12 protein-coding genes are annotated in these 14,536 nt (G+C 74.0%); 8 read left to right on the top strand and 4 right to left on the bottom strand.

What is annotated here, in order from left to right; translation table 11 throughout:
* Positions 1-125 precede the first annotated feature (125 nt).
* Positions 126-896, bottom strand: a complete 771-nt coding sequence (locus ABT403_RS02360; RefSeq protein ID WP_344157108.1) for a bestrophin-like domain — start codon at positions 894-896, stop codon at positions 126-128.
* Between the two features lie 160 nt (positions 897-1,056).
* A complete protein-coding gene (locus tag ABT403_RS02365) occupies positions 1,057-1,725 on the bottom strand; it encodes a hypothetical protein (protein ID WP_344157111.1) in 669 nt (222 codons plus the stop codon).
* A 335-nt stretch (positions 1,726-2,060) separates the two neighbouring features.
* Between ABT403_RS02365 and ABT403_RS02370 the strand changes: the two genes are divergently transcribed.
* Positions 2,061-2,891, top strand: coding sequence for an SAM-dependent methyltransferase (locus tag ABT403_RS02370; protein WP_344157113.1), 831 nt, complete (start codon positions 2,061-2,063; stop codon positions 2,889-2,891).
* A gap of 182 nt (positions 2,892-3,073) precedes the next feature.
* On the top strand, positions 3,074-5,236 hold the full coding sequence (locus tag ABT403_RS02375; RefSeq protein ID WP_344158908.1) for a putative bifunctional diguanylate cyclase/phosphodiesterase: 2,163 nt from the start codon (positions 3,074-3,076) through the stop codon (positions 5,234-5,236).
* A 113-nt stretch (positions 5,237-5,349) separates the two neighbouring features.
* Here the strand turns inward: ABT403_RS02375 and ABT403_RS02380 are convergent, their stop codons facing one another.
* Positions 5,350-6,420 (bottom strand): FAD-dependent monooxygenase, encoded by a 1,071-nt coding sequence (locus tag ABT403_RS02380; protein ID WP_344157116.1) that lies wholly within the window; start codon positions 6,418-6,420, stop codon positions 5,350-5,352.
* 120 nt (positions 6,421-6,540) lie between these two features.
* On the opposite strand from ABT403_RS02380, the gene ABT403_RS02385 reads away from it, so the two are divergent.
* Both ABT403_RS02385 and ABT403_RS02390 read left to right on the top strand, forming a co-directional pair.
* Positions 6,541-7,191, top strand: coding sequence for a TetR/AcrR family transcriptional regulator (locus tag ABT403_RS02385; protein WP_344157119.1), 651 nt, complete (start codon positions 6,541-6,543; stop codon positions 7,189-7,191).
* Between the two features lie 76 nt (positions 7,192-7,267).
* Entirely contained in the window at positions 7,268-8,794 is a 1,527-nt protein-coding gene (locus tag ABT403_RS02390; protein WP_344157122.1) for an AMP-binding protein, read from the top strand.
* A gap of 566 nt (positions 8,795-9,360) precedes the next feature.
* Here ABT403_RS02390 and ABT403_RS02395 read toward each other — a convergent pair.
* Positions 9,361-10,239: a LysR family transcriptional regulator gene (locus tag ABT403_RS02395; RefSeq protein ID WP_344157125.1), complete on the bottom strand. Its 879-nt coding sequence runs from the start codon at positions 10,237-10,239 to the stop codon at positions 9,361-9,363.
* 108 nt (positions 10,240-10,347) lie between these two features.
* Between ABT403_RS02395 and ABT403_RS02400 the strand changes: the two genes are divergently transcribed.
* From ABT403_RS02400 to ABT403_RS02415, 4 genes are all read left to right on the top strand, one after another.
* The gene (locus ABT403_RS02400) at positions 10,348-11,052 is read left to right on the top strand and encodes a succinate dehydrogenase cytochrome b subunit (RefSeq protein ID WP_344157128.1); all 705 of its coding nucleotides are present in this window, start codon (positions 10,348-10,350) and stop codon (positions 11,050-11,052) included.
* 2 nt (positions 11,053-11,054) lie between these two features.
* Complete coding sequence (locus tag ABT403_RS02405) at positions 11,055-13,007, top strand: fumarate reductase/succinate dehydrogenase flavoprotein subunit (protein WP_344157131.1); 1,953 nt, start codon at positions 11,055-11,057, stop codon at positions 13,005-13,007.
* Positions 13,004-13,744: a succinate dehydrogenase/fumarate reductase iron-sulfur subunit gene (locus ABT403_RS02410; RefSeq protein ID WP_344157134.1), complete on the top strand. Its 741-nt coding sequence runs from the start codon at positions 13,004-13,006 to the stop codon at positions 13,742-13,744. The genes ABT403_RS02405 and ABT403_RS02410 overlap by 4 nt, the downstream gene beginning before the upstream one ends.
* 122 nt (positions 13,745-13,866) lie before the next feature.
* On the top strand, positions 13,867-14,535 hold the full coding sequence (locus ABT403_RS02415) for a hypothetical protein (RefSeq protein ID WP_344157137.1): 669 nt from the start codon (positions 13,867-13,869) through the stop codon (positions 14,533-14,535).
* Position 14,536: the final 1 nt, after the last annotated feature.

Raw genomic sequence — 14,536 nt, forward strand, 5'->3', positions numbered from 1 at the left:
CCGCCACGCTAGGTCCCGGCCCGGCCACCCGCGATCAGGAACGGGCGAATGGGGCACGGCCGTAGGCCGAACCGGGGACGGACCCCCCGTCCCCGGTTTACCCGGCCCGGCCGCGCCCCGGTCGCTCAGCCCTTCAGGCCGAGGTGGGGGAACTGGGCGAGGAAGGGCTCGGCGGTGGCCGCGATCCCCCGCCCGAAGGGCGCGTCGAAGTCCCAGATGAGGAAGAGCAGGAAGGCGATCAGGGCGCTGAACAGGCCGGCGAGCAGGAGCTCGCGGAACGAGCGGCGGATCTGGAGGGTGAAGATCAGCCCGACGGTCACCAGGGCCCCGGCGATCAGCCCGAACCACACCACGCCCGGCATGGTGGCCCCGGCGCTCTGGCCCCGGGCGTTGCGGGCGTCGTCCACCAGCGCGACCTGGTCGACCAGGGGCTGGTAGGCCTGCCCCTCGTGGTCGGTCTGCGGTTCGTAGTCCGTCACGTCGCGGCGGATCTTCTCCAGGAGCTCACCGCTGCGGTCGGTGAGCTCGTTCTCGTCGGCCATGTGCTTCCACTCCGTGTCGACCACGTAGGTCACGTACGCGTCGACGTCGGAGCGGATCCTCTTGCGCACCTCGGCCGGGTAGACCTCGGAGCGGACACTGATCTCGTGCAGGGCCTGGGACTCCTGGCGCACGTACTCCTGGGCGGCCCCGCGGCCCTCCCAGACGCCGGCGATCGCCAGGCCGAGGACGATCGCGTAGATCACCCCGATCATCATCGTCATGTACTCGATGACGTCCGGGGTCTCGTTCGGATCGTCGTCCTCAGTGATCCTGCGGTGGTTGAAGAAGGCGGTGGACAGCACCACGGCACAGGCCGCGGCCATCGCGAGGGACAGGACGAGCCATTCCGACAAGACGACTCCCGATCGATGGGCTGTGGCGAGGGGTGGGTGGTTCGGCCGGCGGGCACACGGGCCCGCGGGCGGACGGTCCTAACGGTCCTGCGGGTGGACGGCCCTACGGGCGCACGCGCCTGCCGTGGTCGGCAGGGGGCGGCGGCCGGGCCGGCGCGGTTCAGCGCGGGCGCAGCGCGACGATCGCGAGCACGGCCGGGGCGGCGGTCATGAGGGTGAACGTGACCGGCGAGATGTGGTGTTCGACCGGTTTGCGCGCGGCGGTGTGGTACGCGGGCCGGGGCACCTTCGGCTTCGGCGCGGGCGGTTTCGGCGCCGGGGTGGGCGGCGCGGGTGGCGCGGGCGGCGGTGGGGGAGCCGCGGGCGCCCGGTACACCCGGGGTGCGGGCGGCTTCGGTGCGGGCGGCTCCGGCGCCGGGGGTGCGGGCTCGGGCGGCTCGGGGGCCGGCGGGGGCGGAGGCGGCGGCGGGGTGGGCTTGGGCGGTGGGGTCGGTTTGGGCGGCGGAGGGGTGGGGGTGGGCGTCGGCGTCGGAGTGGGCTTCGGCGGGCACGGCGGGGGAGGCGGCGGCGGGCAGTGGTGCTCGTGCCCGTGGCCGCGGCCCTTGTCGTGACCCCTGCCCTTGCCGGGTCCGTCGTCGTGATGTCCGCCACCCCGGGCGGCCGCGCCCCCGCCGCTGCCGGCGTACGCGTACACCGTGACGGCGGTCCCGCCGTCGCCGGTGCCGACCGTCGCGTAGGCACAGCTATCGGCCACCGCCGGAGTGGTCGACAGGGTCGCCCACAGCAGGACCGGGACCGCCAGCAGACGTCTGGCTAAGGCTCTGTTCACCCGGGGAGCATGGGCTCGCGCGCGCCCGCGCACGCGGGACCCGGCAGCGGTTCGCCCGAACGGGGGGTTCCTCGACCGGTTTGGTTTGAGACAGGTTCTGATCGGTTGTGATTGAACGCTGGTCAATTCCCAAAAGGTATTTGTCGGTTTCCGTGGCGGCGACGGCAGGCCCCGGAGACCTTTGGTGTGTGACCAAGAACGGACCGGCAATTTCCGCTTTTGCTCGCCCTGTTGGGCAATGATCAGTACATTCGGCTCGGACAGCAGTCCGATCCCCGCCCGACCCCCGGGCGGACCAGGTACGACCACGACACGCCGACGGCTTGGAGACCCCGATGGAACGCCCCGCCTGGGCCCCGCCAGGCATCGACATATCGGTGCCGAGCGTGTCCCGTATCTACGATTACTACCTGGGCGGCTCCCACAATTTCGAGGTCGACCGCCAGGCCGCCCGCCGGGCCATGGAATTCATGCCGGGCCTGCCCAAGATCATGCAGGCGAACCGGGCGTTCATGCGCCGCGCCGTCCGCCACGCCGTCGCCGAGGGCATCACCCAGTTCCTCGACATCGGCTCCGGCATCCCCACCTTCGGCAACGTCCACGAGGTGGCCCGCGCCGCCACCCCCGAGGCCCGCGTCGTCTACGTCGACCACGACCCGGTCGCCGTCGCGCACAGCCGCGCCGTCCTGGCCGGAGACGACCGCACCGACGTCGTCGCCGCGGACCTGCGCAAGCCCCAGGACATCCTGGCCGCCCCCGAGGCCCGCCGGCTGCTGGACCTCGACCGGCCCGTCGCCCTGATGCTGGTCGCCGTGCTGCACTTCCTGGAGGACGCCGACCAGCCCTACGCCGCCGTCGCCGAGCTGCGCGACGCCCTGGCTCCCGGCAGCATGCTGATCCTCAGCCACGCCTCCTACGAGGGCATCCCGCTCAGCGAGGAGGTCGCGGCCGGGACCGTCGGCGTCTACCGCGACATCCGCAACCCGCTCGTCATGCGCGGCCACGAGGAGATCACCGGCTTCTTCGACGGCTTCGAGTTGCTGGATCCCGGGCTCGTCTCCATGCCCGACTGGCGCCCCGACCGCACCGGGCCGCTCGCCGAGGGCGAGACCCCGGAGGATCCGTACGCCTTCTCGGGCTTCGGCGGCGTGGGACGCAAGGCGTGAGACTCCCCGCTCCGACACCCCCGCCCGCGACCCCCGGCCGCCGGCCCCGGCCGGCCGGCGGTGCCGCTTCCGCGCCCGTACCGGCGTCCGCGGCGCAACCGCCCGTCCCGGGTGCGGGACTGCCCGTCCCAAGCGCGGAACCGGCTGCTCCGGATGCCGGCCGGGCGCCGCGGCGCGACCCGATCGGCGACCTCGACGACCGGATCGCACGCTTCGCGACCATCTGGGGCCGCGCCATCTTCCCGGTCACGGCCACCTCCCTGACCCGCCCCGAGTTCGAACAGCACCTCGTCCCGCTCGCCCGGACCCTCACCGAGGCCCTGCACGCCCGCCCCTTCGACGCGGGCGTCGCCCAGGGCGTCGGCGCGGAACTCGTCGCCGTGCACTGCACCGACCCCGAGGCCCTCTCCGGCACCCTCGGCGTCGTCGAGTCCTACCTGGTCCTGTACTGCGGTCCGGACGGCACCGCCGACGGCGGCGGCGAGAGCGCCGGGAGCACCGAGGAGTACCGCTCCCGCTGCGCCCGGCTCCAGCACGGCATCGCCGCCGGATTCGCCCGCGCGCTGCGCGAGCGGACCCTGCGCGAGCAGGAGGCCATCGCCCGCTCCGCCCTGACCGCGCGCATCGACGCCCAGCAGGCCCTGCACGCCAGCGAGGAACGCTTCCGCGCCGTCTTCGAGGGCGCGGCCGTCGGCATCGGCATCGCCGACCTCGACGGGAACATCCTGGAGGTCAACGACACCCTCCTCAAGATGTTCGGCGGCCTGGAGGGCCACGTCCGCAGCCGCAACGTCAGCGAGTGGGGCCACCCCGACGACACCCCGCACGTCTGGAAGATGTACGGGGAACTCGTCCGCGGCGAGCGCGAGCACTACCGCGTGGAGAAGCCCTACTACCGGCACGACGGCACCGTCCTGTGGACCAACCTCACGGTCTCTCTGCTGCGCGACGCCGACGGCGTCCCGCAGTACCAGCTGGCCCTGATGGAGGACACCACCGAACGCCGGCTGCTCAACCTGCGCCTGCGCTACGAGGCCACCCACGACGCGCTGACCGGCCTGCCCAACCGCACGCTGTTCTTCGAACGGCTGGAGAAGGCCCTCACCGCCGCCCCCGGCAGCCGATTCGGCCTGTGCTACCTCGACCTCGACGGGTTCAAGGCCGTCAACGACAGCCTCGGCCACTCGGCCGGCGACCGCCTCCTCGTCGAGGTGGCCGACCGGCTGCAGAGCTGCGCCACCGGCCCGGGCGAGGTCGTCGCCCGGCTGGGCGGCGACGAGTTCGTGGCCCTCACCACCGGACCGGCGGCGCAGACGGAGGAGAAGGTCAGCGACCTCGCCGTCCGCATCCTGACCGCCCTGTCCACGCCCATCCGGCTGGAGGGCCGCGAGCTGTCCGTGCGCGGGAGCATCGGCATCGTCGAGGGCACCTCCGGCGAACGCACCCCGGCCGAGGTGCTGCGCAGCGCCGACATCACCATGTACCGGGCCAAGGCGGCCGGCGGCAACCGCTTCGAGTTCGCCGACGCCGAGGCCGACGCCCGCGCCATCACCCGCCACGGCCTGACCAACGCCCTGCCGGCGGCGCTGGAACGCGGCGAGTTCTTCATCGAGTACCAGCCCCTCGTGCACCTGCACGACGGCAGCGTGCGCGGCGCGGAGGCACTGGTGCGCTGGTCGCACCCCCAGTACGGGGTGCTCGGCCCGGACCGGTTCATCCCGCTCGCCGAACGGACCGGGCTGATCGTGCCGCTCGGCCGCTGGGTCCTGGAGGAGTCCGTCCGCCAGGCCCGCAACTGGCAGCGCGAGCACGGCGGGGCGCCCCTGCGCGTCAACGTCAACCTCTCGCCGACCCAGCTGACCCACCCCGGGCTGGTCGCCGACACCCTGCGCGTCCTGGAGTCCTCCGGCCTGGCCCCGGGCGCGCTGTGCCTGGAGGTCACCGAGTCGGCGCTGATCGGTGCCGACGACGAACTCCTCGAACCGCTGCGCCGGCTCGCCGCGCTCGGTGTGGACATCGCCCTCGACGACTTCGGCACCGGCTACTCGAACCTGGCCAACCTGCGCCGGCTGCCGGTCAGCGTCCTGAAGCTGGACCGCTCCTTCACCCAGGGGATGCAGCAGGAGCCGGCCGACCCCGTCGACGTCAAGATCGTGGAGGGCATCGTCGCCCTGGCCCACAGCCTGGAGCTCGCGGTGACGGTCGAGGGAGTGGAGACCGGGGCCCAGGCGGCTCAGCTCCGCGCCCTCGGCTGCGATACGGCCCAGGGCTGGTACTACGCCCGCCCGGGCTCCCCGGACCGCATCCACACCCTCTCCCTCTGCGACGCCGTACCCACCGGGTGAATCCCCGAGGCCGGGAGGCGGGACCCGCCGGCCGGGGGCCGTGAGGCCCTGCCCTGAGGCCGGGGCCCGGCCGGTGTGCGGGGTGGCGGCGTGGCGGGGTGGCGGTGTGCGGGTCAGCGCATCCCGGCCTCCGTTCCCCGGCCGGGCTCGCGGACCGCGGCGAGGACCCGGCGGTGGCGTGCGGAGGTGTCGGCCAGCACCCGCTCGGCCGCCGGGAGGCGCTCGGCCTCGTAGCGGTCGAGGGCGTCGTCCTCCGCCGGGCCGGTGAGGGCGGCGGCCAGGGTGCGGGCGAGGGCGGCCGCGTCCTGGATGCCGGTGTTCATGCCCAGCCCGCCGGCGATCGGGTGGACGTGGGCGGCGTCCCCGGCGAGGAGGATCCGGCCCTCGCGCATCCGGGCGGCCCGCCGGACGTTGACCCGCCAGTTTGAGAGCCAGCCCGCCCCGGTCAGCCGTATACCGGGTACCCCCGCGTGCCGGGCGAAGAGCCGCTGGAATCCCTGCGCCGTGGCCGGTAGCGGCTCGCCCCGCCCGTCGGTCTCCGGGGAGGCCTGGAGCTGGAAGGTGTCCGTCCCGGGCATCGGGCAGAGCATGATCCCGCCGCCCTCCGAGGTGAACCACTGGTGCCAGTACTCCCGGCTCAGCCCGGGGGCCCGCACGTCCCCGACGACCATCGTCGGCTTCTCCTCGGTGTACCCCTCGAAGGGGATGCCGAGGAGTTCACGGGTGGTGCTGTGGCCGCCGTCGCAGCCGGCGACGTAACCGGCGCGGACCGAACCGCCGTCCGCCAGGCGGGCCGTGACCCCGGCCGGGTCCTGCGCGAGGCCGGTGATCCGGCTGCCGTACTCGACGCGGACGCCGAGCCCGGCGAGCCGCTCGCGGAGGATCCCCTCGACCTGCCACTGGCCGATCAGGAGGCCGCCGCCGGTGTCCGGGGTGTCGTTGACGTGGGCGCCGTCGTAGTACTTGCGCAGGACCAGGCCGCGGGCGCCGGTGGCCGACATCCGCTCCTCCGTCCCGAGCCGGCCGAAGACCTCCAGGCTGTCCGGGGTGAGTCCCTTGCCGCGCGACTCCCGGTGGGGACCGGACCGCTGGTCGAGGATGCGGACGGACACCCCGCGCAGGGCCAGGTCACAGGCCAGGGTGAGTCCGGTGGGGCCGGAGCCCGCGATCAGTACGTCGGTCATCGGAAGGGTCCTCTCTCGTCGTCGGTCCTTCGTCGCTGAACCAAGGAAAGCGCGTCGGGAGAAAAAATGCAACCCGGTTAAGAAATTGACTTGGTTGCGATTTTTCTCTACGGTGGTCCCATGGAGAACACGACGGGTCTGCGCGAGAGCAAGAAACTGCGTACGCGTCGCCAGCTGGCGGCCACGGCGCTGGAACTTTTCCTGGAACGGGGCTTCGACGCCGTGTCCGTGGCCGACGTGGCCGCGGCGGCCGAGGTGTCCAAGCCCACCCTGTTCCGCTACTTCCCGAGCAAGGAGGACCTGGTCCTGGACCGGTTCGCCGACCACCAGGACGAAGCGGCGCGGATCGTGCGCGACCGTCCGGCGGACCGCGGTCCGGTGGGCGCGCTCCACGACCACTTCCTGGCGGCCCTCGCCGAACGCGACCCCATCACCGGACTCTGCGACCATCCGGACGTCCTCGCGTTCCAGGGCCTGCTGTACTCCACCGCGAGCCTGGAGGGCCGGATCGCCCACTACACCGCCCGTGAGGTGGAACTGCTCGCCGGCGCCCTGGAGGCGGAGGGGGCAGAGCCGCTGCCGGCCCGCCTCGCCGCGACGCATCTGGTGGCGGTCCGCCACGAGCTGGGCCGGGAGAACTGGCGGCGGATGGCCGCGGGCGTGACGGCGGACGAGGCCTACCCCGTGGCCGTCGGCGACGCCGACCAGGCCTTCGGCATGCTGGCCGACGGTCTCGACCGGACCCTGGGCCCGCTGATATCCCGGGCTTGACCCGGCCGGGCCGAAAGGCCCTGCATGATGCCCGGGAGGGCTCGCCGGGCAGCGGGCCGGAAAGGCGGGTGTGCGGATGGCCGCGCGGTATGTCACCGAGCTGGTCGGGGCGTTGGAGCGGTACGGGGACCGGGCCGCCATCGGGGCCGGCCCCCGGGTCCTCGGGTTCGCCGAGGTGCTGGACGCCGTCCACCGGCTGGCCGGGGCGCTCGCGGAGGCGGGGGTCGGACGGGGAACGGGGCTGGCCTGTGTGACGGGCGGCAACCGGCCGGAGGCGCTGCTGGTGCGGATCGCCGCGCATCTGCTGGGGGCCCGGCTGACCCAGGTGGTGACCGGGCCGGCCGTGCACGGACTGGAGTTCGTCCTGCGGGACTGCCTCCCGGGCCTGGTGGTGCACGACGTCCCGGTGCCGGCGACAGGCGTACCGCTGCTGGGCCTGGAGGAGCTGATCGCGCGGGCCGCGGGGCGGGAGCCCGGCGAAGTGCCGGTCCGGGCGCGGGAGGAGGACGTCGCCCGGGTCACGTACACCGGCGGGACCACGGGCCGGCCCAAAGGGGTGGCCTCCACCTTCGGGGCGATGGCCGCGCGGGACGTCCGGCGCGGGGCCGAGTGGACGGGGGCGGTGCACCTCTCGGTCACCAGCCTCGCCCAGCGGGCCGGCGGGCGCTGCCTGGAGCAGCTGCGCGCCGGGGGACGGGTGGAGATCCTCGACCCCTTCACGCCCCAGGAGTTCGCGCGGGCCTGCCGGAGGCTCGGCCGGGTGTCCACATACCTGACGGCCCCGATGGTGTACCGGCTGCTGGACCACCCCGCGACCGCTGGGGGCATTCCGGGGCTGGAGGCGGTCTCGTACGGGGCCTCGCCGATCCTCCCCGAGCGGTTGCACGAGGCGGTGACCCGCTGGGGCGGGCGGTGGCGGCAGGGCTACGGGATGAACGAGGCCGCCGTGATCTCCCGCCTCACACCGGCCGACCACGACGCGGCGGTGTCCGGCCGGCCCGCGCTGCTGGCCTCCGTGGGGCGCCCGGCGGCGGGGGTCGAGGTCCAGGTGCGCGACGAGGGGGAGGCGGTACTGCCCGCCGGGCGCACGGGGGAGCTGTGGATCCGGTCGGCGGCGATGATGACCGGCTACTGGAACCAGCCCTCGCTGACCGCCGACGTCCTGCGGGACGGGTGGCTGCGGACCGGGGACCTCGGCCATGTCGACGACGACGGCTACCTGTACCTGGACGACCGGATCAAGGACGTCGTCATCGTCGACGGGGTCAACATCTACGGCCTCCCCGTCGAGGCGGCCCTCGCCCGGCACCCCGCCGTGGCCCAGGCCGTCGTGGTCGGGCGGCCCTCCGCCACGACCGGCGAGGAGGTCTGTGCCTTCCTCGTACCGGCCCCCGGCCACATCCCGAGCCGTGCGGCCGCCGCCGGGGCGTGCGAGCTGGTGGCCCGTGAACTGGCCCCGGCGCACAGCCCGACGGCCGTCTTCTGGGAACGGGAGATCCCCCTCACGGACCGGGGCAAGCCAGACAAACGCCGCCTCCGAGCCCGCGCCGCCTCCGAAGCCGAACCGTCCCACCCCGACCCCCCGCCCACCCCCGGCCCCTGACCCCGGCTCAGCCCGCCCCCAGCCTGGTCGCCCGGGCAAGGTTTCCCGGGCCCCCGTCCGGAGCCCGCCACTGTCGCCCAGGCCAGGCCAGGCCAGGCCAGGCCAGGCCAGGCCAGGCCGAGGGCGGGAGCGCCGCCCCGCCCTCGCCCCGGCTTTGACCCCGGCCTCCGCCCGGGCGCAGGGGAGCACCGGACCCCGCCCCGACTCCGACCCTGGCCCGCCCCGGCGCAGGGGCGGGGCCCCGGCCCGGCCTGGCCCTGCCCTTGCCTCGGCCGCCGCCCCGGCTCCGGCCCCGGGCCTCCGCCCTTGCCCCCCGGCCCCGCCTGGCCCCAGCCCCCTCCTGCCTGGGCCCGTCCCGGCTCCGACCCCAGCCTCCGCCCCAGCGCAGGAGCGGGCCTCGGCCCAGCTCTGGCCCCCGGCCGTGGCCTCCGGCCCTACCCTGGCGCGCCCCCGCCCCGGCGCAGGGACGGACCCCGGCTCCGCCCTGGCCTGGCCCGGCCCCCGCGCCCGAACCAGCCCGGCCCCCGCGCCCGAACCCCGACCGGGTGCGTACCCCCCCGGAGGGCTCAGCCGACCAGGATGCGTTTCAGTTCTCGGGCCGCGCGGGGTGGGGCCACGTCCGTGCGGTGGGCCAGGGCGATCGTGCGGCGGAGCGGGGAGCCGGTGAGGGGGGTGGCGCGCAGGCCCGGGCCGCCGTGGGCCACGACCATCTCCGGGACCACCGCCACCCCCAGCCCGGCCCGCACGAAGCCCAGGACGGCGTCCATCTCACCGCCCTCCACCGTGAACACCGGCTCGAACCCGGCCGCCCGGCACGCGCCCACCGTCAGGTCCCGCAGGTCGTAGCCGTGCCGGAACATGACCATGGGCTCCTCGCGCAGGTCGGCCACGGTCAGCTCCCCGCCGCCGCCCGGCGGCGGGAGGTCGCGGGAGGACACCACCACCAGGTCCTCCGTCAGCAGCTCCACCGTGGTCAGCGGCGGCGCCGACGGCGGCAGCGGCAGGACGATCAGGGCCAGGTCCAGGACCCCGCGCGCGAGTTCCCGTACCAGGTCCAGCGAACCGCCCTCCTCGATCAGCAGCTCGATCCCGGGGTGCGCCGTGTGGAAGGCGCGCAGCACCCCCGGCAGCATCCCCGTGCACACGCTCGGCGTGGCCCCTAGCCGCACCCGGCCGCGCCGCAGCTGGAGCAGCTCCTGCACCTCCAGCCGCGCCGTGTCCGCGTCGGCGAGGATCCGCCGGGCCAGCGGCAGCAGCGCCTCACCCGCGTCCGTCAGCGTGATGTTCCCCCGCGCCCGGCTGAACAGCTCCGCGCCCAGCTCCCGTTCCAGCGCCTTGATCTGCTGCGACAGCGACGGCTGGGCCACGTGCTCCCGCTCGGCGGCGCGCGTGAAGTGCCGGGTCTCGGCGACGGCCACGAAGTACACGAGCTGCTGGAACTGCATTTCCCCAGGCTAATGGGGGCGCCCGGGCCCTTCCATAGGGGATGCCTATCGCGATCAGCTCCACCATGTCTTGGACCGTTCGGGACCTTCGTCCCTACGGTCTACGTCATGGCTCTGGCAACGCGGACGGATCGACGGCCGTCCACCACGCGCACGCTCTGGGACTCCACCGTCGGCAAGAAGTCCGTGATGGCCGTCTCCGGCCTGATCATGCTCGGCTACCTCGTCGCGCACATGTTCGGCAACCTGAAGATCTTCTTCGGGCCGGACGAGTTCAACGGATACGCCCACGCCCTGCGCACCCTGGGCGAGCCGTTCCTGCACTACGAGTGGGCCCTGTGGCTCGTCCGCGTGGTCCTGGTCGCCGCCGTCGTCGCCCACGCGGTCTGCGCCTACCAGCTCAGCCGCCGCGACCTCAAGGCGCGCCCGGTCAAGTACGCCCACAAGCGCCGCCGCGCGAGCTACGCGACCCGCACCATGCGCTGGGGCGGGATCATCCTCGCCCTCTTCATCGTCTGGCACCTCCTCGACCTCACCACGCTCACCGTCAACGAGCGCGCCTGGGCCGGCCACCCCTACGAGAACGTCCTCGCGACCTTCTCCACCTGGTACGGCAACACGATCTACATCGTGGCCATGGCCGCCCTCGGCCTCCACGTCCGCCACGGCTTCTGGAGCGCCGCCCAGACCCTCGGCGCGGGCAGCGCCCGCCGCGAGCGCGCCTTGAGGTTCCTGGCCGACGCCCTGGCCCTCGTCCTCTTCGCGGGCTTCGTGTCCGTCCCCGTCGCCGTCATGACCGGAGTGGTGAGCTGACCATGAGCACCGAGTACGCCGCCTACACCACCGGCGACCCCATCGCCGACACCAAGGCCCCCGCCGGCCCCATCGCCGAACGCTGGGACCGCCGCCGCTTCGAGGCCAAGCTGGTCAACCCGGCCAACCGCCGCAAGCACACCGTGATCGTCGTCGGCACCGGCCTGGCGGGCGGTGCCGCCGGCGCGACCCTCGCCGAGCAGGGCTACCACGTGGTCCAGTTCTGCTACAGCGACTCCCCGCGCCGCGCCCACTCCATCGCCGCCCAGGGCGGCATCAACGCCGCCAAGAACTACCGCAACGACGGGGACTCCGTACACCGCCTCTTCTACGACACCGTCAAGGGCGGCGACTTCCGGGCCCGCGAGTCCAACGTCCACCGCCTCGCGCAGATCTCCGTCGAGATCATCGACCAGTGCGTGGCCCAGGGCGTCCCCTTCGCCCGCGAGTACGGCGGCCTCCTCGACACCCGCTCCTTCGGCGGTGTCCAGGTCTCCCGTACCTTCTACGCCCGCGGCCAGACCGGCCAGCAGCTCCTCCTCGGCGCCTACCAGGCGCTGTCGCGGCAGATAGCCGCGGGCAACGTCGAACTGCACGCCCGCACCGAGATGCTCGACCTGATCACCGTCGACGGGGTCGCCCGCGGCATCGTCGCCCGCGACCTGGTCACCGGCCGGATCGCCACCCACTACGCCGACGCCGTGGTCCTGGCCACCGGCGGCTACGGCAACGTCTTCTACCTCTCCACCAACGCCATGAACTCCAACGCGACCGCCGTCTGGCGGGCGCACCGGCGCGGCGCCTACTTCGCCAACCCCTGCTTCACCCAGATCCACCCCACCTGCATCCCGCGCACCGGCGACCACCAGTCCAAGCTCACCCTGATGAGCGAGTCCCTGCGCAACGACGGCCGCATCTGGGTCCCCAAGGCCAAGGGCGACACCCGCCCCGCCGCCGAGATCCCCGAGGACGAGCGCGACTACTACCTGGAGCGGATCTACCCCTCCTTCGGCAACCTCGTCCCCCGCGACATCGCCTCCCGCGCCGCGAAGAACGTCTGCGACGAGGGCCGCGGCGTAGGCCCCGGCGGCCAGGGCGTCTACCTCGACTTCGCCGACGCCATCCGCCGCATGGGCCGGGACAAGGTCGCCGAGAAGTACGGCAACCTCTTCGAGATGTACGAGCGGATCACGGCGGAGAACCCGTACGAGGTCCCCATGCGGATCTACCCCGCCGTCCACTACACGATGGGCGGACTGTGGGTCGACTACGACCTCCAGACCACCATCCCCGGCCTGTTCGCGATCGGCGAGGCCAACTTCTCCGACCACGGCGCCAACCGCCTCGGCGCCTCCGCCCTGATGCAGGGCCTCGGCGACGGCTACTTCGTCCTCCCCTCCACCATCAACGACTACCTCGCCCGCCACCCCCACCACGAGGCGGTCGACGACGGCCACCCCGAGGCGGCCGCCGCCGTCCGCGAGACCCGCGACTGCCTCGCCAAGCTGCTGGCCGTCGACGGGGACCGCACCCCCGACTCCTTCCACCGCGAGATCGGCGAACTCATGTGGGAGTACTGCGGAATGGCCCGCACCGAGGAAGGGCTGCGCAAGGCCCTGGCCCGTATCCCCGAGATCCGCGAGGAGTTCTGGCGGCGGATCAAGGTCCCGGGCAGCGGGGAGGAGTTCAACCAGTCGCTGGAGAAGGCCAACCGCATCGTCGACTACCTCGAACTCGCCGAGCTGATGTGCCTCGACGCCCTCCACCGCGCCGAGTCCTGCGGCGGCCACTTCCGCGAGGAGTCCCAGACCCCGGACGGCGAAGCGGCCCGCCGCGACGAGGAGTTCGGCTACGCGGCCGCCTGGGAGTACCGCGGCACCGGAGCCGCACCCGTCCTGCACAAGGAAGACCTCGTCTTCGAGTACGTCCACCCCACCCAGCGGAGCTACGCATGAAGCTCACCCTGCGCGTCTGGCGCCAGCCGAACGCCGACGCCCCCGGCGCCATGGCCTCCTACGAGGTCGACGGCATCTCGAAGGACATGTCCTTCCTGGAGATGCTCGACACCCTCAACGAGGACCTCATCCTGCGCGGTGAGGACCCGGTCGCCTTCGACCACGACTGCCGCGAGGGCATCTGCGGCGCGTGCAGCCTCGTCATCAACGGCGACGCCCACGGCCCCGAACGCACCACCACCTGCCAGCTCCACATGCGGTCCTTCACCGACGGCGACACCATCGACGTCGAACCCTGGCGGGCCTCGGCCTTCCCCGTGGTCAAGGACCTCGTGGTGGACCGCAGCGCCTTCGACCGCATCATCCAGGCCGGCGGCTACATCACCGCCCCCACCGGCTCCGCACCCGAGGCCCACGCCACCGCCGTCCCCAAGCCCGCCGCCGACTCCGCCTTCGAACACGCCGAGTGCATAGGCTGCGGCGCCTGCGTGGCGGCCTGCCCCAACGGCTCCGCGATGCTGTTCACCTCCGCCAAGGTCAACCACCTGAACGTGCTCCCGCAGGGCTCGCCCGAACGCGAGACGCGGGTGCTGGACATGGTGGCGACGATGGACGACGAGGGCTTCGGCGGCTGCACCCTGACCGGCGAATGCGCCACCGCCTGCCCCAAGGGCATCCCGCTGCCGTCGATCGCCGCCATGAACAAGGAGTGGCTGCGGGCGCTGCGCAAGCGCTGAACCCACCGCGCGGCCCCCCACGCGCGCCCGTCCGCCGGCCCGATCCGCCGACCGGGCGCACGTACGGGCGCCGCGCCGCGCCGCGAGGCCGGCGGGTCCGCGCCCCGGGGCACAGTGGGCCCATGCCCGCAGCCCCCGCCGGCCCCGCACCCCGCCGCCGCAGCGTGCTCACCGCCCTGGCCGCCCTGGTGCCCCTCACGGCGTCCGGGTGCGCGGCGCGGGAGCACCCCGCCCCCGCGCCCGGACCGCGCCCGCCCGCCAGGGACGCCCTCGTCATGCTGATCCCGCACGCGGAGAAGCCCTACCCCGGAGCCACCGGCGAGGACGACGAGGGCAACGAGGACCCCGGATCCCTCGCCGGGCGGGGCCGCCGCCGCGCCGGGGAACTGCACCGGCTCTTCGGCCCGGCCCACGGAGCCCCGCTGCCCCGGCCCGCCGCGCTCTTCGCCGCCGGGGGACCGCCGTCCGCCCCCGCCCGCTGCCGGCAGACCCTCGCGCCCCTGGCCACCGCCCTGCGGGTCCCCGTACAGGACCGGTTCGCGCACGGCGCCGAGGCCGGCGCGGCCCGCGCCGCGCTGGACGCCCCGGCGCCCGTGCTGCTGTGCTGGGAGCCCGCCGGGATCCCCCGCCTGGTCCACGCCCTCGGCGCCCACCGCGTCCGGGGCCTCCCCGCGGCCTGGCCCGACCGCAGCGACCTCGTCTGGACCCTCACCCGCAGCCGCGGGAACTGGACCTTCCGCGAACTCCCGCAGCGCCTCCTGCCCGGGGACGGGGACGGGGACGCGCGGTGAC

Origin of the sequence: Streptomyces sp. NPDC000075, assembly GCF_040301925.1 — a bacterium.
In the GTDB taxonomy this organism is placed as follows: Bacteria; Actinomycetota; Actinomycetes; order Streptomycetales; family Streptomycetaceae; genus Streptomyces; species Streptomyces polychromogenes.